The following is a 21133-nucleotide window of genomic DNA, read 5'->3' as shown; positions in this document are numbered from 1 at the left end:
TCCAGATTAACGATGTCTGTTTCAAATTGAATTAAAGGTTGCCCTTTTTTTACAAAGTCTCCTTCAGCAACATACATCTTATCTATAAACCCAGGTTCTGTATTACGAATTTCAAATAACTCGGATTTAGTATCAACAATGCCATAAGCCGGTACTATTTTATCGACTTTGAATAATATCGCACCTAATATAGCAATCGAAAAACATAACGAGATTAAAGTGACCATTATTTTCAAGTCATTAGGCGTATTAAAATGCTTCCTATAGATTGGATCATCACTCAATATATTCAAGTCGTGTATTTCTCTAAAGCTGTATTGCATTCTATTTACTCTCTTCCATGACTTTCTCCTAAAAATACTTTTTAGAAATTTATATTAACTATTTATAGATATTTTTTTCGTTAGGTTTAGAAATTGAATCCCACATTTTTTGATAACTATTCTCTGTCTTAATAAGGTCCTTATGGATCCCTACTATCTCAACTTTCCCTTCAGTCATTACAATTAATTTGTCACAATAAGATAGAGTATTTAAACGATGAGCAATAATTATCCCAGTTTTATTATGGCAAGCTTGATGAATAGTCTCTTTAATTAAATTTTCTGTATGATTATCTAGTGCACTGGTTGCTTCATCGAATAGCAAAATATCGGATTTTCGGATTAACGCTCTTGATATAGCCAGTCTCTGCCTCTGACCACCGGATAAATTATCTCCATCTTCGGCAAGTTCCGTAAATATTTTTTTAGGCATATCATCTACAAAACTATCTGCTCCAGCCTCTTTTATTGCAAGCTGGATATCTTCCAAGGATGCGTTTAATCGACCTAAATGAATATTTTCCATTACAGAAGTATTAAATAAAAAATTATTTTGTTGTACAAAAGAAATTCGAGATCTTAATATTTCAACGGGTAATAAACTGATATCAAAGCCATTTATTCTAATTTTTCCTCTTGTTGGTTTATAAAACCCCATTATCAAAGCCGCTAAAGTTGATTTACCAGATCCGCTACTGCCCACAATTCCCGTTATTTCTCCCTGCTGAATGCAAAAGCTCACACCTCTCAGCACATACTTTTCATCTTTTTCGCTTTTATCACTTTCCTCTTCATTTGGATATTGAAACCAAACATCTTCAAATTCAATATCACCATTTAAATCAATATCATCATGATTTAATGGCATAGTAGATAATTCTAAAGGTCTAAGTTCATTCAATTTTTTATTGGCCAACTTAAAGTTTTCCCAACCACTAGCCGCCATAACAAGTGACACTAATGGATTCACAACATTATTAGCTAACATATTAAAAGCAATTAATTGACCAATAGTTAACTCGTTAGAAAAAACGGATTGAGCACCAAAAAAATCACAGCTATAGTAATGAGCTGGCTTTGAAAATTCACCAAGGCACTCACAACATTACTTAAACGAGAGACATTAAAGCCTCCGTATAAATTCGTCTCTAAGGAAATATTTGCGCGGTTACGAAAATATGACTCATTAGTAAGTGATTTAATGGTTTTTATACCTTTTAAAATTTCAATTAACGTAGACTGAAAGCTGGCGTCATAACCATATGCTCTCATAACTCGCAGCCGAATAGGCTTTAAAGCAACACCAATAGTAATGGCCATTCCCAAGCCTATAAGCAATACTATGCCGGTTAATTTCGCGCTGTAAATAAATAAGATAGGTAAAACAATAACAAGAGATATGACTGACACAACTGAAGCCAAAGCCTGTCGTATTAAAAAGTTGGAAGCCTCTTTTACCTGATCGACTAACTTAGTTAAATCCCCTACTTTATGTTGATCAAAATATGAGATTTCCATATCTAATAGTCGGTTAAAAACGTCTTTTCCTAACCCATTTTGATATTTAGCAAGTAGAACATTTTCTTGGAAATCATGGAAACATTTAAAAACACTTGACGCTATAGCAGACAATAATAAAAAAGTAGCTACAACATACAAAGACCCAGTTGCAGAATAAGGTAGAATTTTATCAGTGAAGGTTTGAAATCCAAGAGGTGTTGCTACACCTAATAAAGCCATAAAAACAGACGAACCGATAATACTTAATATAGTTTTCTTATGAGAGAAAAAATGTTTTAAAGTGTAATTTTTTTCTATTTTTTTGGATTTCATTTTATTTTCATACAAAATAAGAGCTTGATCTACTAAATCAAAATCTTTAATTAAATTTGATAAAGCTCCACACCTTGAAAAAACTTCATTTCCAACATTAAAATATGACTTCAAGAATATTTGATCACCTTTATTTCTTTCTAAAATAAATGAGTCACCTTGTTTAGACAATGCAATTATTCCAGTGAAGCCTTCTAAAGGGATTGAAAATATCTTTTTAATAGGTACTAATTCATAACTAAAATCATCACATTCATCAATCGACTTTAGGATCAAAGAAAAAGGTATATGATTTTCAATTATTTTTAATGAAAAAAATAAACTCAAACTAGACCTAACATTAATTATATGAAGACACTGTTCAAGTTGGTTTAAAAAATTAGCTTTCACAATTGATGGAATTTTCATATAAAACTATTTTTCCTTTTATTTTTAATACTATATGAAAGATTAGCTATCACTATCGAGAGCATAAAAAAATCAAAATAATCTCTAGCAACTCGTTTTTCACTCCATTCCATCACGAAAAAAACCACCTAACAAAAACCATTGTTATAAATATCACCGGATAACAATTGAACGGCTATGCCTGTTACCGTACCTGCTATTGTCGCCCCCGCTATACCTCCAAGTTATACCTCCAAGCTATACCACCTCCAGCTGAAGCAACATTAGCAGCATCACTACAGGTCGTATCTGGTTCACTCCAGAAAAAACCTCCACCACCTCCACCACCTCCAAAGGTGATAACAGTTAAAGGTTCACAGTTATTAGAGTGAGATTTTTTTATAGATACCTGACATAAGTGGAGCTCTTTTCTATTCTGATTTTCACGTAAAATCTGTAACTATTTTCATATATTAACTACACCATAGTTAGAAGATTTTTCTTCTGTAATTTAAATTTCATGGTGTATTTTCAAAAATTTTTTAGTCACATTTATTCCTTTCCATTGATAGACCTTACGTATCGTTCCATCAGAATTACGCCCTAAACTAAAAGCCGTTTCATTGGGAAAAACATTCGTTCGCAAATCTTTTAGAATTGTTTTAGCATGTCCCCAAGGAGCAACATAATCATGGAACAATAAATATTTGCCTGAGTTCCATTCATCAAAATTCAATACACCGTTATCATCCAGAACCTTTTCCCTTTGCTCATCACCGATCCATGCCCATGTAGCAAAGCCAACTGGGGTTTGATCTTGATCGAGATAAATTTTTATTTGATTATGAGCAAGAGGAGCCATGATCTCTAAATCAAGGTTTCTCATATTCCATTGTTTATGGTAGTTAGAATGGGACATTAGCCAAACACACATACCTAAAGACGTTCCAAAATCCATTGCCTTCCAGTCCTTTAGAAATGGTTATATTTCATACATTAGTCAGTTTAAATCCGAAGATCGACAGTTACCAAATTGCCCTAGTTTTTTCTTCCTGAAAATCTATAAGATAGGCCTTTTCTGATGGAACCTTATTGTCTAAATAATATTTTTTTAAGAGTCGATATCGTTTCAGAGGTGAAGTAAAAGGAAACACGATGCTTTCAAAGAGAATAGTTTTGTCTGTAAAGATCCTACCTTCAAAATAATTATCAGATGATTTTTTATAAATAGAAAAACCAAATGGTTTATTTTCATCATTAAAAAATAGATTAATTCTTTTATTTATAAATGCATCTTCTATTAATCTAGCCATATCTAAAACAATATAGTCTGAATGTTTCGAATGGCATGATGACAACATTGATGAGAGGCCAAGGACTTGCCAAAAACTCAAGCTTCCAATGTTCTTTATAGCGGGTAATAGTGAAGTGTAATTATCCTTATACATTATTTTACATCCTGTAAATATAAGACAAAAATAGATTAATAATTGATTTTTTATTTGTCAAGAATAAAATATCAAATAATTACAAGTATTTGACATTCATAATCTAAGACATTAATTTAAATAAGCATTAACTTCAAAGGATTGAGGAGGATGAGCTAATGGATAGAATTGGGGACATTATAGGTTCTGGAAAGTTCTCTAATGTTTATGAATACAAAGACGGTTACGCTTTAAAACTATTCCACCGTAATGTGGATCAAACAATCGCATTATATGAGTTTGAAGCTTCGAATGAAATTCATGCTCTAGGAATACCTACACCCGCTGTCTATGACTTCATTCAAGTAGGTGCACAAAAAGGCATTGTATTTCAAAGAGTCACAGGGATTACTTTAATTGAGTATATATCGAGATTTCCATTAAAATTTAAAACATGCATTGAACAATCGGCGCACCTCTTAGCAAAAATCCACAGCATTAAAGCCACTGGTTTAGAATCATTTAAAGTACAATTGGCCGACAGAATTAGTAAGACAAGACTACTAAGCACTCAGGATAAAAATACCATAATAGAGTATTTGTTTAGCCTTGAAGATGGTAACGACCTTTGTCACGGTGATTTTCATATTGGAAATATTATGTGTACAGAGAGAGGGTTTCATATTATTGATTGGGGAAATGTCACATATGGCCCTAAAATCGCTGATTTAACCTTAGCTATAACTCAATTAGAAATAGCATCAATAACAAATACTATTCCCTCTTATCTTCAGTTCATAATTAAAGTATCAAGTCGATTCGTTATTAATCATTTTATAGAAATTTATTGTAGTCAATATCCAAGTTTAGAAAGAGAGAATGTACTGACACAAACACATCGCTGGAAACTACCAATAGCGACATCTCGACTAATATATTGCAACCGTATTGAATCATGCTTCCTTTTAAACCTCATTCATAAAGAGATAGAAAAGCTCAGACAATAACATCAAGCTCAAACTATTCTCTCAAAGGCCGTAGAGGTAATCACTTTTTCAAGGTTAGGAAGATCAGATAATAAACAGCGAACATGGCTTAAACGCTCCATAGAATGCGCTTCCACATATAAAAGCACATCTGTAACCCCACTTAGCGCATGAGCTTGCTTGATTTCAGGAATCATTCTTAATAAACGCTTAATTTCTACTAAATCAAATGGCCGAAATGTTAATTCAAAATAGGCATTAACATGACTTGTTTGCTGATCTTTACCTAGTTCAATTGTATAACGTTGAATGACGCCCTTATCTTCAAGTTTTCGTATACGATCATTCACCGCTGTTCTTGAAAGTCCGATTGCCTCTCCAATAGAAGCAACTGGCTGACGTGCATTCTGAGATAAAAGCTCCAAAATCGCTTTATCAAATTTATCCATGAAGCTCTCTTTGTAAATTATGTCTCTGTGAATTTTAAATTATCTGGTACCAAACAGATAGTCTTTCTAACCGTCATATCTCATGCAATAACGTGCTTTTCACATACCAAAGTGACATTTTAACAGCTCCTAAATGGCCTATTTCTTTATAGAATTACAAGGTAAATATAATACAACGATTGCTATTTCATTGAGGACAATAAAATATGGCATTTCCACTTACAAAAAATATTAATTATAAAAACAATGTCTTACATATAGATAATTGTTCAATTGATTATATAGCTGAACAGATAGGGACCCCCTTCTACGTTTATTCAAAAACACGTTTAATCGAAAATATCGCTTCCTGTAAAACGGCTTTCCTATCTCATAATATTCACATTCATTATGCGGTTAAGGCCAACAGTAACTTACAAATTTTAAAAACCGTAGCCGAACAAGGACTTGGTGCAGACCTCGTTTCAGGAGGTGAATTATTACGAGCGAAAAAAGCAGGCATTACACCCGAAAAAATGATTTTCTCTGGCGTCGGTAAAAATAGAACCGAGCTAATTCAAGCGATAAAAATGCATGTTGGTCAATTTAATGTGGAATCAGCAGAAGAACTTTCATTGCTTTCATCCTTAACCATGGAACATTCATCAGAACTAACCTCCCCTATCAAGGTAGCATTACGAGTCAATCCTCATGTTGCTGTCGATACCCACAAAAAGATTACTACGGGACAGAAAGGCAATAAATTTGGTATTGAAACCGAGTTAGCTCTGCTCCTTTTTCAGAAATATCTTAATCATCCACACATGAAATTAATGGGTCTTGCCATGCACATAGGATCACAAATTTTTGATGTTTCCCCTTATCAAGAGGCCATCAAAAAACTCCTTAACTTAACCTCTCGAGTCCAAAAGCTTGGAGGAGACATTCAAGTATTGGATCTAGGTGGTGGTTTTGGTATTAATTATGGTGACAAATCCCCTTTAGACTTTACCACCATAGCGCAAGTAATTGCAGAAGAAACGAAACACTTTAAAGGGAAGGTGGCGATAGAACCTGGTCGCTCTTTAGTCGCCGATATTGGGCTACTTGTTAGTCGAATAAATTATGTCAAAGAATCTCAACCCACACCGTTTCTCATTGTCGATGCTGCAATGAATGATTTAATGAGACCAGCCCTTTATGATGCTCTGCACCCTATTAAAGCAGTAAAGGAACATACATCTAGCACTACTCGACTCTATGATGTGGTTGGACCAGTTTGTGAAAGTACAGATATATTCGCGCACAAATATCCATTAGATAAAAACTTAAAAGCAGGCGACTTGATCGCATTCTTCTGTTCTGGAGCCTACAGTGCCGTCATGAGTAACTCGTACAATAGTAGAGATGTGATCCCTGAAATGTTAGTCAGTAACGATAAAGTCAATATAATCCGAAAAAAAATCAGTCAAGAACACTTAATCAAATTTGAAGAGTCAGAGGAAAGTTTCGTATTCTAATCAAACCACTATTGGTACGAGAATAACGAAACATAGAAAAGGAATAAAAAACATAACAACCAGTAAACGCTGGAGAGACATTTACTGGTTGTTACAAACACTAAAACTATTGACTAGCCAACCAATTAGGCAAGGTCATTGAAATAGCAGGAATGAAAGTAACCAAAACCAAGGCCGCTAACATTGCAAGGTAAAATGGCCAGATTGTTTTCACGGCTTTCTGAATGGTAACACCACCCACAACACAGCCGACAAACAAACAGGACCCTACTGGTGGGGTACATAAGCCTAACCCTAAATTCATCATCATCATGATACCAAAATGCACCGGGTCCATTCCGAAGCCGACCGCAATAGGAAGGAAGATAGGAGTACATATTAGAATTAATGCCGCCATATCCATGATCATCCCTAGTGTCAATAACAAGAGGTTAAGCATGATTAAGATAATGATTGGATTATCTGAAATAGAGGTAATGGCATTAGAAAGAACGGCTGGAACTTGATAGAAAGCCAACATATAACCAAATGCTGAGGCACAGCCTATCAATATCATCACCATTCCAGTGGTCTTGATTGAGCTGCTTACTGCTGTTAAAAATGCTTTCTTATTCATTGAGCGATAAACAAAGAAAGCCACCAGCATCGCATAAATAGCACCTATGGCTCCAGACTCTGTTACGGTGAAAATACCGGACAAGGTACCGCCAACCACAATCACCGCCGTAATCAAACCAGGAACCGAAGCTAGGAAAGTAAGCGCAAGAATCTTTAAACCAACAAACGGCTCAGTTGGGAATTTTTTCTTAATGGATATCCAGCGTGCCACAACAGCAAGCAACAGACACATTAACATTCCAGGAATTACACCAGCCATAAATAGGCTAGAAATAGAAATACCGCCACCAGCAGCAACAACATACAAGATCATGTTATGGCTAGGAGGAATAACAATCCCTGCAATTGAAGAAGTAACGGTAACATTTACCGCAAAATCGTCGTCATAGCCCTTTTCCTTCATAACAGGAATAAGCAAAGAGCCGAGAGCGGAAATATCAGCAACGGCAGATCCTGAAATACCACCAAACAACATACTTGAGAAGATATTTACTTGAGCCAAACCACCACGCATCCAACCTACTGATGCAGAAGCAAACCGAATAAGGCGAGCGGCAATCCCGCCATGCAACATTAGCTCACCAGCAAAAATAAAGAACGGCACGGCCAGCAACGCGAAGGTAGACATACCAGCAACAATACGCTGATAACCAACCATTAAAGGTAAACCTTCAAACATAAAGGCAGAAATCGCCGCAATACCTAAGGCAAATGCAACAGGAACACCCATGAGCATGACAAGAGCGAAAACACCTAATAGAATAGCTAAGCCCATTTTATTTACTCTCCTGGTTGATAGTTTGAGGATGCGTAGCGCTATAAAGAGATCTTATGATTCGATCAACTGAAAACACAAAGATCAAAGACCCAGAAATAATCACAGGAAAATAACGAGTAGCATCACTTATACCCAGTAGAGGGATTTTTTTTGACCAAGCAAATTCCGCTAGATCAATGGCATTTACGGCCATTAAGAAGCCAAATGTTGCCATTACAATATCGGCAAGTATACCAATAAAAACTTGTCCAGAAGGAGGAAGCATGTGAGTAAAAATGTCCACACTTAAGTGAGTTCGTTCATGTATACCTACTGCTGCCGTCAAAAAGCTGATGGTAATAACAAGTAACAATGAGAGTTGTTCTACCCAAGTAGGAGTGTCATTAAGGATATAACGACCAAAAACTAGCCATGCAAATGAAAAAATTAAGGTTACCATTGCCACACCGGAAATAATGTTTGCAAGGCGCTTAACATAGACAATCGCTGTGTCGTAGACCTGTAGAATATTTTTATTATTCATGATTTTTCTCGAAAAAAGCGGGAATAAACAACCATTCCCGCTTGTTGTCACCTAGTCGATGCTTTGGATTGTTTCAATGTACGATGCTAGTACAGGCGTTTCTTTAATGGCTTTTGCATATACAGGTTTCATTGCACTAGAGAATGCGGTGATATCTGCAACTTCATTAAATTCCACACCCGCTTTTTCAACTATACTGCGACTTTGAGCTTCCCTTTTTGACCAAAGTCCACGTTGCATGGCAACACTTTTCTTCGCTTCTACTTTTAGTGCAGTTTGGTCTTCACTTGATAATTCATTCCACGCTTTGGTACTTACACAAAGGCACTCAGGAATAATAAGATGGTGAGATAAAGAGTAGTATTTTGCGACTTCGTAGTGATTAGTTGATTCATATGACGGAGGGTTATTCTCAGCACCATCTACCACACCAGTTTTCAACGACTGATATACTTCATTAAATGCCATTGGCGTTGCATTGCCGCCTAGCGCTTCGATCATACCAACATAAAGTTCGTTATTCATAACACGGAACTTCATGCCTTCAACGTCACTAGGGTTAACAATAGGTTTCGCATTATTATAGAAAGAACGTGAACCCGCATCATACCAACCAAGAGACATAATGCCATATTTTGACATAGCATCACTCAAACGTTCACCGAACGGTCCATCAAGTACTCTATGCATGTGATCAACGTTTTTAAAGATAAAAGGTAAGGAAACAATATTGGCTTCAGGGATAGCTGTTCCCATTGGCCCTAGGCTAAAGCCCGCAAATTGAATAGAGCCTATCTGCATCATTTGGATAGCATCACCTTGGCTACCTAAAACACCGCCGTTATACAGTGTTCCACCAACTCTACCGTCCGTTACTTTTTCAGCATTTTCCATAAATGACTCAAGAGCATCCGTAATCGGGTAGTTTTGGTTATGTATATTCCAACCAGTCCAAGCCGAAAAAGCTGAACCTGAAAATGCAATACTTGCCATTGCCATCGACGTTATTAGAGTTTTTCTCATTATTTTTATCCTCTCTAGATAATCAAATTAAGACACACATTTCCGTGCGACACTAATTTTTTACAGCAACTGGCAGAGAATAACAATAGTGTTATTGTATTATTTTTAATTTTTTTCGAATTTTTTTTACTATTCGATTTAAAAAAGAGACGATTTATTTATATAAGAATGGAAGAAGCCTTTCGTGTTTAGATCCACTGTTATCTACCCACGATGAGGCTTTTAGATAGGTTAATTTGACATTAAGATGCAGCGGTTTCTGCCAGTCTATGCTTACCTTTTTGCAAATGATCTAAAGATACTTCTCTAGCAAGTTCACTGTCTCCAGCCATGATGGCTTCATAAATCATTCGATGCTCATTAAGACACACGCCGCCATCTTTTGAAGAGTGCAGTATGAATGTTCTAAACATAGTCGTGAGGATATTTCCAAATGGCAAATAGAAATCGTTATTGGTCGCATTAAAAATTAAACGGTGAAAACTTAAGTCAACTTCAATCCATTCTTCATGATTGAACTGGTTCGATATTTTAACCATTTTTTGAAAGATCTCTGAGAGTTCTATCCTTTGTTTTGCAGTTGCATTGACCGCCGCCAAAGCACATGCTTCTGGCTCAACCGCCCTTCTAAGCCCCAGAAACTGTGAACAAAAGGTTTCTGCATCACTTAATCCATCCATCCATTCTATTAACTGAGGGTCAAGAAAATTCCAATACGCTCTGTTAACAACCTTGGTTCCAATTTTAGGGCGAGACTCCAATAATCCTTTAGAGGTTAATAGTTTCATCGCTTCTCGTAGTGCTGTCCGGCTCACACCAAACTGTTCACAAAGTGCCATTTCATTCGGCACAATTGACCCCTGAGGTAGCTCTCCCGATAAAATACGACGCGCAATACTACGAGCGACTTGCACGTGTAAGCTTCGATTAGATGTAGATATTAAAGAAAAGTTATTAGTCATGATGTCCTTAACTTTGGGGCTTGTAGTATAAATATGAATCAAACCTTTAATAAAAAAGGTAGATACTAACGGCAAACTTTAACACACTTGTGCGCAATTTTTCACAATTTAAATTATTCGCTTTGTAGTAGATAAAAAAGACTTTAAAAACAATTAATAGCGAATTACAGAGAAACCGATTACCCACTTCATTTTTTATATAAACCTAAAAGCACCGTATATTTTCTTTTGAATTATGACTTGTAGTATTCATTTATTAATTTTATATTGGTGATATTGTATTACTTAATAACAATAAAAGGTGATTAAAATGTTCAGTGATTTAGCAGGTAAAAGAATACTAATAACAGGCTCTACAGCAGGTATCGGTTTGGCCGCAGCAAAGCTTTTGGTAAAGCAAGGTGCAAAAGTCGCCATCAATAGCCGAGCATTAAACGACGTAGCCAAAGCCGCATTGAATGAAGTAAGTGCTCTAGGCAACCAAGACGATGTGATCTTTATCCCTGCGGACCTAACGAAAACAAGCGAGTGCGAAAAACTTGTTAACGAATTTACGGCTAAATTTGGTGGCATGGATGTATTAATTAACAATGCTGGAGGTTTAGGCGGACGTGCTAGCTTAGAACTCATTGACGACGATTTTTATGACCATGTTATGGACCTAAATGCGCGCTCTGCATTAATGGTAACAAAATATTCCATCCCTTTTTTACGCGCTTCAGCGGCAGAGTCCGGTAAAACCTCGTCTGTTATCAGTACAGGTTCTATTGCGGCTCGTGAAGGCGGAGGTATGGGTGCAGGTATTTATGCTGCATCTAAAGCATGGCTACACAATGTTCATCGCAATTGGGTAAAAGAATACACTAAAGATCAAATTCGCTTTAATATCGTTTCACCAGGTACCGTTGATACGTTATTCCATGCTGATAAATCAGAGGAACTGAGAGAGAAAATTGCTGGTTCGATTGCTTTTGGTCGTTTTGGTGAGTCAGAAGAAATGGCGCCATCCTTTGCCTTTTTTGCCTCACACAATTGCAGTGGTTATATTACAGGCCAGATAATGGATGTAAATGGCGGTCAAATGTGTCCTTAAATTAAGGGGCACAACGATTCTCTCCTTCCTATAATGTCAGTAGTGAAGGAGAAAATAATCATCTCTATTCAAAACAATTAAAATCAGTCCACTTCTTCTTAGTAATTTTCTCTCAGTAAAACTCCTCCCATATTGGAATAACGCAGTTCCCGCTGTAGAACAGACACAGATAACAAAACCGCTTAGCCCTAAATTACAGACTAAGCGGTATCAAATGGTAAAATACAAATTTATGACTTACTCGTATTCCTGCCTAAACTTCAAAGTTAGGTTAACTCAGCAGCTAAGATTAGCTTGATTTTTTGGTTTTCACATCTAACCAAACAGCAAGTAGCAGGATGGACCCTTTAACAATTAACTGCCAGAAAGTCGGCACATCCAACATACTCATACCATTATCTAAACTGGCCATAATTAAGGCTCCCATAATGGCACCAAAAACCGTACCAATCCCCCCGCTAAACTGGTTCCTCCAATAACACAAGCCGCAATCGCATCAAGCTCGGCCATATTACCCGCTGATGGCGTTCCCGCACCCAATCGTGATGTCAGAATCAAAGCCGCAATGGCGACCATCATGCCATTGAACCCAAAGACCCACATTTTATTCCATTCAACATTTACACCAGACATACGAGCCGCTTCAATGTTGCCACCAATGGCATAAATACGACGACCAAATGCGGTGCGTTTAGCAATATAAGTCGCCAGTAATATCAACCCCCCCATAATTAGAATTGGTGTAGGGATACCACGATAGTTTTCTAATGAAATTAATAAAATCAGTAATACGGCAACGACAACAAACGCCTTAGCATACTCAAATTTTGCCGTTGTATTTTCGATACCGTGATTCTGTCTTGACTTACGGCGAGAATAAACACGTGCAATGAGACCAAGACACAAGACTCCTATTACACTCACACCCCATCCAGATGGAATATAACTTTGCCCAATAATTGACAAATCGCTAGAAGTTGGCGCAACGGTTGCCCCATCAGTCAAACCGACTAATATGCCACGAAAAGCCAGCATACCAGCTAACGTCACAATAAAAGACGGCACTCTCTGGTAAGCAACCCACCAACCATTAAATAACCCTAAAACCAACCCCGAACACACTGTCACTAAAATAGTTAAAGCAATGGGCAAGTGTAACCAAACATCTAAAATGGCAGCGACCCCACCCAAAAGTCCCATCATTGAACCAACGGACAAATCAATTTCAGCGCTGATAATAACAAACACCATCCCTATCGCTAACACACCCACAATGGCCGTTTGTCGAATGAGGTTAGAAATATTACGAGGTGTAATAAAGGCACCCTCAGTAGCAATAGAGAAAAACACTATGATAATCGTCATTGCCGCTATCATGGCAAGCAATTGCAACTGGCTTGTTTTTATTGTTTTGAACATTTTATACACCTTCTTTTATAGCGCAGTTCATAATCATTTCTTGAGTGAGCCCTTGATGGTCAAACTCACCTTTTAAACGGCCTTCATGCATGACCAGAACACGATCACTAATACCAATCACCTCTGGTAATTCAGAAGACACCATAATAATGGACATACCTTCTTTCACTAGGGCATGCATCAATTTATAAATTTCATATTTAGCACCAACATCAATACCACGAGTAGGTTCGTCCAATATCAAAATTTTAGGATTTGTTAATAGACACTTTGCAATAATGGCTTTTTGTTGATTACCACCACTCAAGTTTTTTATTGGTAATTCAGGCGACGCTGTTTTTACTTTTAAACGAGCAATATAATCAACGGTATCCTGAGTTTCACGATTTTCATCAATAGCACCTAAATAGGTCACATAATCATCTAAAACAGAAAGGCTAATATTTCGACCCACCCCCATAATTGGAATGATACCGTGACGTTTTCGGTCTTCTGGCACCATAGCGATACCCGCTGCAAGCGCATCTCGCTGAGATCGAATAGTGAGAGATTGACCCTGCATTTCTATGGTTGCGGAATAGCGCCCGTCATAACAGCCATAAATGCATTGCATTAATTCAGTTCTACCAGACCCAATCAAACCAGAAATGCCCAGTATCTCCCCTTTTTTCAACTCAAAGCTCACATCATTAACTTGAGGAATCGACGCTCCGGCTTGCATAGCATGAGCATTTTTTACACGTAAAACCGTTTCACCAATATCATGCACTTCCCTCGGAAAAAGCGCTTCTAACTCTCGCCCGACCATCATACTAATAATGTCGTTTTGAGTTAGCTCGGCTGCAGACCGAGTATCAATATGATCGCCATCACGAATGACAGCCACCCAGGTCGATAAATCCAGCACCTCATCTAATTTATGAGAAATGTAGATACAAGCGATCCCTTGGTCTTTCAAATCATGAACAATATTTAATAATATTTGAATTTCATTGCGAGTCAGTGACGAGGTTGGCTCATCAAGAATAAGTAGCTTCACATTTTTATTAAGCGCCTTAGCAATCTCAACAAGTTGCTGCTGACCAACCCCTAAATCACGAACTAAGGTATTAGGCGACACCTCCAACTTGACCCGCTTAAGTAAATCACGAGTACGACGATACATGTCTTCATCATTAAGCTTCGCAAAACTACCAAGCTCATTACCTAGAAAAATATTTTCTAAAACCGACAGTTCTTTCACCAAGGCCAGTTCCTGGTGAATAATTACGATACCCAATGCTTCAGTATCTCGAATACCAGCAGCTTTAACGGCTTGCCCTTCGAAAAATATGTCTCCTTCGTAAGAACCATATGGCCAAACCCCACTAAGGACTTTCATCAAAGTGGATTTTCCTGAGCCATTCTCTCCACATATGGATAATGCTTCTCCACGTGCTAGTTTTATGCTGACGCCATTTAATGCACGTACACCTGAGAAGCTCTTTACAATGTCACGCATTTCTAATAGTGGTTGAGTCATTTTATCCCCCTATGAAAAAAATACAGGCATTCTTTTGAACACCTGTATCATGAGTGTATTAAGGGTTATAAACGTCATCTCGAGAATGGAAGCCGTCTGCAATCACTGTGCTGTCTAAGTTTTCTTTAGAAACCGCAACAGGATCAAGTAAAACCGCATCGACGTCTTTAGTACTGTTATTCACATGACCATTAACATTAATGGCTTCATTTTTTGCCAATTTCACAGCCATTTGAGCACTGGTTTGAGCCAAACTAGCAATCGGTTTGTACACTGTCATCGTTTGTGTACCAGCCACAATACGGCGCATTGCCGCTAAATCGGCGTCTTGACCAGAGATCACAACCTTGCCATCTAAGCCTTGAGCTTCTAATGCCTGAATTGCACCACCGGCTGTGGCATCGTTTGAAGCAACAACCGCATCAATTTTATTATTATTGGCCGTAAGTCCATTTTCCATAATATTCAAAGCCGCTTCAGCAGACCATCCCATGGCCCATTGATCGCCAACAATGTTAATTTTCTTCGCGTCAATGGCTGGCTGCAACACATTCATTTGGCCTTCACGGAACATTTTCGCATTATTATCTGTTGGAGAACCGCCCATCAAAAAGTAATTTCCTGTTGGTACACGTTCAAGTAATGCTTCCGCCTGCATTTCACCTACACGGATATTATCGAAAGACACATAAAGGTCGATATCAGCAAATTTAATCAGACGATCATAAGCCAACACTTTAATACCTTCTGCTTTTGCTTCCGCAAGCACATTACTTAACACTTCACCGTTCTCAGGAACAATCACCAAAACATCAACACCGCGAGATATCATGTTTTCAATCTGAGAGATTTGAGTGGTTACATCCCCATTCGCTGATTGAGTGTAAACTTTCGCACCAAGCGCCTCGGCCGCTTCAGTAAATAAGTCTCTGTCTTTCTGCCAGCGCTCTAATCGTAAATCAGACATAAGCAAACCAATTTTTTCACCTGCTGCCATAGCAGGACCAACAGCGCAAGTTGCAGCAAGTAAACCAATCGAAATTATCTTTTTCATTTGTATTCCTTTTATTTTTATTAAATGAACGTTTCTCCAAAATAATGGAGTGAGTAGAATGTAAAACGAATACACGATGAGGAAAATTATCTTTTTTTTGTATTTGATTAGTTTTTTTTACAGTCATTTTTATTTTTGTAGATAAAAAAAACGCTATAAAACCGATATTTAGCTAGTATTTTGTAAAGCATTTCATTTTGTTACATTCATTTTTTAAACACTATTTTTTAAATTTTATTCAGTTAAGCATTTACTTAATCTTAAATTTCACCCTATACTCAGGCCATCTTGATCGTAAAAGGCTTTGGATGAAATAATAAAAAAGCCTTTTTTTTGAAACATAAATGTAATCGATTACAGAAAATTAAAAACCACAAATAAAAATAATTATGAGGTTAATGCTATGAAAGCCTTAAAAGGTCCAGCGTTATTTCTTGCCCAGTTTGCTGGGGACGAAGCACCATTCAACTCTTTCGAAAACATCATCGAATGGGCAGCAAGTATTGGTTTTAAAGGGGTTCAAATTCCGACATGGGACCAAAGGTTATTCGATTTAGATCGCGCAGCAACAGATTTAGAGTATTGTCGTTCATTGCAAGACACTCTCGCAAAGCACGACATGGTCATCACCGAGTTATCCACCCATTTGCAAGGACAACTCGTTGCGGTTCACCCTGCGTATGATGAGATCTTTGATGGTTTTGCGCCTGATCATGTCAAAGGTAACCCTGACGCTAGGCAGAAATGGGCGGTCGATCAGTTACTAAAGTCCGCTCAAGCATCGAAAAACTTTGGGTTAACCAACCATGTCACCTTCTCCGGAGCCCTACTTTGGCCTTACTTATACCCTTGGCCACAAAGGCCTGCCGGCTTAGTAGAAGAAGGCTTTAAAGAATTAGCGAAACGCTGGTTACCTATTCTTGATGAATTTGATCGTTGCGGTGTCAATGTCTGCTATGAAATACATCCAGGAGAAGACCTTCATGATGGCGTCACATTTGATTTATTTTTAGAAGCAACAAATCATCACCCCAGGGCGAATATATTATTCGATCCCTCTCATTTTGTTTTACAACAACTGGACTACTTACAGTTCATCGACATCTATCATGAACGCATCAAAATGTTCCATGTCAAAGACGCAGAGTTCAACCCAACAGGTCGACAGGGCGTCTATGGTGGCTACCAAAGCTGGATAGATAGAGCTGGACGTTTCCGATCTTTAGGCGATGGTCAAGTTGATTTCAAAGGAATTTTTTCAAAACTCACTCAATATGATTTTGATGGTTGGGCCGTTATTGAATGGGAGTGTTGCATGAAGCACCCGGAAGCAGGCGCTGAAGAAGGCGTTAAATTTGTTAATGATCACCTTATTCGTATTACCGAGCGAGCGTTTGATGACTTTGCGTCGAGTGGCATTGATCATGAAACAAACCGCCGTATTTTAGGTTTGTCTTAGTTCAACAAAATAAGAAAATAGAGGTGATTTCATGACACATAAACGCATTCGCATCGGCATGGTGGGTGGTGGTGACGGCGCATTTATTGGTGCAGTTCATCGTATTGCCACTCGTATTGACGACGGTTTTGAATTAGTAGCTGGAGCATTATCGTCAAATCCTGAACGAGCGCTTTCATCGGCATTAGGATTGGGCATTCAAAAAGAACGTTCTTATGACTCTTTTCAACAAATGGCCCTTAGTGAAAAGCAACGTGCAGACGGTATTCAAGCCGTTGTGATTGTGACACCAAATCATATGCACTTCCCTGTCGCTAAAGCTTTTTTGGAACAAGGGATTCACGTCATCTGCGACAAACCTGTCACTAAAGACCTTGATGAAGCATTAGCACTCAAACGCATCGTCTCTGAATCAGGTGCTTTTTTTGCATTAACTCATAACTACACTGGCTATCCATTAGTTCGCCATGCAAAACACCTGGTTGATTCTGGTGTCTTAGGAAATTTACGCGTCATACAAGCGGAATACCCACAAGATTGGTTAACTGATAAAGTTGAAGACACAGACAACAAACAAGCCCAGTGGCGTACCGATCCAGAAAAATCGGGAATGGCAGGATGCTTGGGCGATATTGGTACTCATGCATTTAATTTAGCTTGCTTTATTTCAGGTCAAAAAGTCCAAGAGGTATCTGCGGATTTAACAGCGTTTGTTCAGGGGCGTCGTTTGGATGATAACGTTCATACTATGTTGCGTTTCGATCAAGGAGCAAAAGGCATGCTGTGGTCTAGCCAAGTGGCTCCGGGTAACGAGAATGGCTTAAAAATTCGACTTTATGGGGATAAAGCGGGCTTAGAGTGGTCTCAAGAATCGCCAAACGAACTTTGGCTTTCCATTTTTGGTGAACCTACTCAAAAAATCACTCGTGCTGGACACGGTGCCGGAGAGGAAGCCAATCGACTATCTCGAGTGCCAGCAGGGCATCCTGAAGGCTATCTAGAAGGCTTTGCCAACTTGTACTTAGACATCGCGCTTGCCATTCATGCTATTGAAGACGGAGCAGCGGTTGACTCAGTACAAGGCTTTATTCCAAGTATTGACGATGGTATTGAAGGCATGAAATTCATTACGGCAGTATTAACATCTTCAAAAAATAACAGTGCTTGGCAAACGCTTAATACTGATCACCTGAATGAATGATCTCCACGAGGAAAATCCGATGAATGTTCCTGTTATGCAAATACGCGGCATAGTCAAAGAGTTCTCTGGTGTGAGAGTACTCCATAAAATCACCTTGGATATTTTTGCAGGTGAGGTTTTAGGGGTACTTGGCGAGAATGGTGCGGGTAAATCCACCCTATTAAAAATCATTAGCGGCATTTACACAAGAACCTCTGGCTCGATTAAAATTGATGGTGAAGACGTTGATATTCAATCTTCGTCTGATGCGAAACGATTAGGCATCGCCATGATTCCACAAGAGTTTAATTTGATCAGCAGCTTAAATGTGTTTGAAAATATCTTTCTTGGGAATGAACTCAAAAACGGATTTTTATTAAATAAAACCTTGATGCGCAGTAAAGCCAATCAACTATTGAAAGAGCTTGAAACCGACCTTAACCCAGATTCTTTGATTGAAAACTTGAGTGTGGCGGAAAAGCAAATGGTTGAGATAGCCAAAGCCTTGGTGAATGAATCCCGTATTTTGATCATGGATGAACCTACCACCGTGCTAACGGACCATGAAGTAGATATCTTTTTTGCTTTGGTTGAAAAGCTTAAGCAACGCGGTGTCACCATTATTTTTATCTCTCATAAACTAAAAGAAGTAAAACACCTTTGTGATCGCCTGGCGATCTTAAGAGATGGTCATTTAATTAGCGTAGATGATGTATCCGATATCAATGAAGAAGACATGGCTCGCAAAATGGTTGGTCGCGAGCTAAATCAAATTTACCCTGCACGTGCGGAACACACTGAAGAGGTTGTCTTAAAAGTCAGTAACTTATCTATAAAAGGTTTGTTACATGATATCAATTTTGATCTTAAAAAAGGTGAAGTTCTGGGCTTTGCCGGATTAATTGGAGCCGGACGTACCGAAACTGCCGAAGCCATTATGGGATTACGTAAAAAAGACAGCGGTCATATAGAGGTCAGTGGTCAAGCCGTTGAAATCAATTCCATTTCTGATGCGGTGTTACACAACCTAGCCTACCTGTCAGAAGACCGACAAGGTAAAGGCTTAATTATGAACTTTGATATTCCCAAAAATATCACCTTAATTTCATTAGCTTCTTATGTTCGTGGACTCATTCAACATAAAAAAGAACGCGCTGTGGCAAGAGATTATGTAAAACGTTTTGATATAAAAGCGGCTTCGATTAATTCCAACTTGGCCAATTTAAGTGGTGGTAATCAACAAAAAGTCTACTTATCTAAGTGGATGGATACGCATCCCAACATACTCATATTAGATGAGCCGACACGCGGCATTGACGTTAATACTAAGAAAGAAATCTATCACTTCATTCGCTCTTTAACTGAACAAGGGGTGTCTGTCATTGTTATTTCTTCCGAGCTGGAAGAAGTGATGGGGTTATCTAATCGGGTCATGGTAATGCGTTCTGGAGAAATTATGGGAGAACTGACTGGGGACGCCATTAATGAAAAAGAAATTATGTACTACGCCGCCGGCTTAAAAACTATGGCACGCGCTTAACTAAATCTATTTACGTTACATCACATAAAAATAAGTAAGAACAAACGAGGTTCCATTATGATCATGTCCCAGTTGTCGCCCATGATAACCCGCATGAAACGACTTGATATTGCCACTTATGCGCCTTTTATCGCATTAGTATTGCTAATCGTCTTTTCTTCGATTGCGAGTGAGCATTTTTTAATGCCTAGAAACATTACTAACGTTTTAAGACAAGTGTCCTATACCGGCATTATTGCCCTTGGAATGACTTTTGTAATAATTGCCGGCGGCATTGATTTATCAGTAGGTTCAATGGTCGCCTTGGTAGGTGTGTTATCCATTATGATCATTAATGGCGTTGGTGATGGTTGGTGGGCCGTCGCTATGGCCGTTTCATCAGCTATTGCATTAGGCGGTTTGTTCGGAGCCATTAATGGGTTAATCATCACCCGAGGAAAGGTTGCCTCCTTTATCGCAACGTTAGCTACAATGTCTATTTTCCGCTCAATGACACTGTACATAAGTGATGCCGGTGAAATGGTTTCGGAAAACCAACATTTTTCTGACATAGGTGGTGGCTATTTATGGGCGATTCCCTACCCTGTTTGGATTTTCATTTTACTGGCCATCGCTTATCACATTCTATTAAAACACAGCGCTTTTGGCCGTCATGTTTGTGCTGTTGGTTCCAACTCAAAAGTGGCCTCTTACTCTGCAATTAAAGTTCGCTGGGTATATTTCCTTACTTTCTTAATCGCAGGTTTATCCGTTGGTATTTCAGCGGTGTTACTTGCATCACGACTCAATTCCGTTAGTCCTGGAGATGCGGGGTTATTCTATGAATTGGACGCCATCGCGGCCGTAGTAATAGGAGGTACGGCTCTTTCAGGAGGTAAAGGGACCATTTGGGGAACCGTAATTGGTGCCATTATTCTGGGCATTATTAACAACATGCTTAATTTAATGGGCATCTCACCTTATTTACAAGGCATGGTAAAAGGAATGGTCATACTAACCGCCGTACTGGTGCAATTTAAAGGTGACCGCTAATCACCGACGGTAATCAATGATCGGCT

At 38.3% G+C, this 21133-nt stretch carries 20 protein-coding genes and 1 pseudogene; 7 read left to right on the top strand and 14 right to left on the bottom strand.

Going from position 1 to position 21133, the window contains the following annotated elements; genetic code table 11:
• The 5 genes and pseudogenes from O1D97_RS00560 to O1D97_RS00540 form a co-directional block, all read right to left on the bottom strand.
• Positions 1-323 (bottom strand): annotated as a pseudogene (locus O1D97_RS00560) (hypothetical protein); the annotation flags it as partial.
• Positions 324-381: 58 nt separating this feature from the next.
• Complete coding sequence (locus tag O1D97_RS00555; RefSeq protein ID WP_269121850.1) at positions 382-1311, bottom strand: ATP-binding cassette domain-containing protein; 930 nt, start codon at positions 1309-1311, stop codon at positions 382-384.
• A 26-nt stretch (positions 1312-1337) separates the two neighbouring features.
• On the bottom strand, positions 1338-2564 hold the full coding sequence (locus O1D97_RS00550) for an ABC transporter transmembrane domain-containing protein (protein ID WP_269121848.1): 1227 nt from the start codon (positions 2562-2564) through the stop codon (positions 1338-1340).
• 490 nt (positions 2565-3054) lie between these two features.
• A complete protein-coding gene (locus O1D97_RS00545) occupies positions 3055-3501 on the bottom strand; it encodes a toxin-activating lysine-acyltransferase (RefSeq protein WP_269121846.1) in 447 nt (148 codons plus the stop codon).
• 67 nt (positions 3502-3568) lie between these two features.
• Entirely contained in the window at positions 3569-3991 is a 423-nt protein-coding gene (locus O1D97_RS00540; RefSeq protein WP_269121845.1) for a hypothetical protein, read from the bottom strand.
• Between the two features lie 158 nt (positions 3992-4149).
• Here O1D97_RS00540 and O1D97_RS00535 point away from each other — a divergent pair, with 158 nt between their 5' ends.
• Positions 4150-4977: a phosphotransferase family protein gene (locus O1D97_RS00535; protein WP_269121843.1), complete on the top strand. Its 828-nt coding sequence runs from the start codon at positions 4150-4152 to the stop codon at positions 4975-4977.
• 8 nt (positions 4978-4985) lie between these two features.
• Here O1D97_RS00535 and O1D97_RS00530 read toward each other — a convergent pair whose 3' ends face one another.
• Positions 4986-5405 carry an Lrp/AsnC family transcriptional regulator gene (locus tag O1D97_RS00530; RefSeq protein ID WP_269121841.1) on the bottom strand — a complete coding sequence of 140 codons (420 nt, stop codon included), beginning with the start codon at positions 5403-5405 and terminating at the stop codon, positions 4986-4988.
• 206 nt (positions 5406-5611) lie between these two features.
• Between O1D97_RS00530 and lysA the strand changes: the two genes are divergently transcribed.
• Positions 5612-6904, top strand: coding sequence for a diaminopimelate decarboxylase (gene lysA / locus O1D97_RS00525; RefSeq protein WP_269121839.1), 1293 nt, complete (start codon positions 5612-5614; stop codon positions 6902-6904).
• A 106-nt stretch (positions 6905-7010) separates the two neighbouring features.
• Here the strand turns inward: lysA and O1D97_RS00520 are convergent, their stop codons facing one another.
• From O1D97_RS00520 to O1D97_RS00505, 4 genes are all read right to left on the bottom strand, one after another.
• A complete protein-coding gene (locus tag O1D97_RS00520; protein ID WP_269121837.1) occupies positions 7011-8297 on the bottom strand; it encodes a TRAP transporter large permease in 1287 nt (428 codons plus the stop codon).
• A 1-nt stretch (position 8298) separates the two neighbouring features.
• Positions 8299-8823 carry a TRAP transporter small permease gene (locus tag O1D97_RS00515; protein ID WP_269121835.1) on the bottom strand — a complete coding sequence of 175 codons (525 nt, stop codon included), beginning with the start codon at positions 8821-8823 and terminating at the stop codon, positions 8299-8301.
• A 51-nt stretch (positions 8824-8874) separates the two neighbouring features.
• Positions 8875-9846, bottom strand: coding sequence for a TRAP transporter substrate-binding protein (locus tag O1D97_RS00510; protein ID WP_269121833.1), 972 nt, complete (start codon positions 9844-9846; stop codon positions 8875-8877).
• A 242-nt stretch (positions 9847-10088) separates the two neighbouring features.
• The gene (locus tag O1D97_RS00505; RefSeq protein ID WP_269121831.1) at positions 10089-10808 is read right to left on the bottom strand and encodes a FadR/GntR family transcriptional regulator; all 720 of its coding nucleotides are present in this window, start codon (positions 10806-10808) and stop codon (positions 10089-10091) included.
• Positions 10809-11118: 310 nt separating this feature from the next.
• Between O1D97_RS00505 and O1D97_RS00500 the strand changes: the two genes are divergently transcribed.
• A complete protein-coding gene (locus O1D97_RS00500) occupies positions 11119-11901 on the top strand; it encodes an SDR family NAD(P)-dependent oxidoreductase (RefSeq protein WP_269121829.1) in 783 nt (260 codons plus the stop codon).
• 289 nt (positions 11902-12190) lie between these two features.
• On the opposite strand, the gene O1D97_RS19525 is transcribed toward O1D97_RS00500, so the two are convergent.
• The 4 genes from O1D97_RS19525 to xylF are packed head-to-tail and all read right to left on the bottom strand — an operon-like array spanning position 12191 to position 15896.
• Positions 12191-12328, bottom strand: coding sequence for a hypothetical protein (locus O1D97_RS19525; protein WP_330221421.1), 138 nt, complete (start codon positions 12326-12328; stop codon positions 12191-12193).
• The gene (locus tag O1D97_RS00495; RefSeq protein ID WP_330221420.1) at positions 12316-13320 is read right to left on the bottom strand and encodes a sugar ABC transporter permease; all 1005 of its coding nucleotides are present in this window, start codon (positions 13318-13320) and stop codon (positions 12316-12318) included. The genes O1D97_RS19525 and O1D97_RS00495 overlap by 13 nt, the downstream gene beginning before the upstream one ends.
• A gap of 1 nt (position 13321) precedes the next feature.
• Entirely contained in the window at positions 13322-14842 is a 1521-nt protein-coding gene (locus O1D97_RS00490; RefSeq protein ID WP_269121828.1) for a xylose ABC transporter ATP-binding protein, read from the bottom strand.
• A 58-nt stretch (positions 14843-14900) separates the two neighbouring features.
• The gene (gene xylF / locus O1D97_RS00485) at positions 14901-15896 is read right to left on the bottom strand and encodes a D-xylose ABC transporter substrate-binding protein (RefSeq protein WP_269121827.1); all 996 of its coding nucleotides are present in this window, start codon (positions 15894-15896) and stop codon (positions 14901-14903) included.
• A 403-nt stretch (positions 15897-16299) separates the two neighbouring features.
• On the opposite strand from xylF, the gene O1D97_RS00480 reads away from it, so the two are divergent.
• The 4 genes from O1D97_RS00480 (at position 16300) to O1D97_RS00465 (ending at position 21107) form a co-directional block, all read left to right on the top strand.
• The gene (locus O1D97_RS00480; RefSeq protein ID WP_269121826.1) at positions 16300-17355 is read left to right on the top strand and encodes a sugar phosphate isomerase/epimerase family protein; all 1056 of its coding nucleotides are present in this window, start codon (positions 16300-16302) and stop codon (positions 17353-17355) included.
• Positions 17356-17386: 31 nt separating this feature from the next.
• The gene (locus O1D97_RS00475) at positions 17387-18556 is read left to right on the top strand and encodes a Gfo/Idh/MocA family protein (RefSeq protein WP_269121824.1); all 1170 of its coding nucleotides are present in this window, start codon (positions 17387-17389) and stop codon (positions 18554-18556) included.
• A 19-nt stretch (positions 18557-18575) separates the two neighbouring features.
• Positions 18576-20075, top strand: coding sequence for a sugar ABC transporter ATP-binding protein (locus O1D97_RS00470; protein ID WP_269121822.1), 1500 nt, complete (start codon positions 18576-18578; stop codon positions 20073-20075).
• A gap of 63 nt (positions 20076-20138) precedes the next feature.
• Positions 20139-21107 carry an ABC transporter permease gene (locus O1D97_RS00465; RefSeq protein ID WP_269121821.1) on the top strand — a complete coding sequence of 323 codons (969 nt, stop codon included), beginning with the start codon at positions 20139-20141 and terminating at the stop codon, positions 21105-21107.
• The last annotated feature ends 26 nt before the right edge of the window (positions 21108-21133 follow it).

This window comes from Marinomonas phaeophyticola (assembly GCF_026966905.1).
GTDB lineage: Bacteria > Pseudomonadota > Gammaproteobacteria > Pseudomonadales > Marinomonadaceae > Marinomonas > Marinomonas phaeophyticola.
Note: the sequence above shows the minus strand (reverse complement) of the source record. Positions and strands in the feature narration are given on the sequence as shown.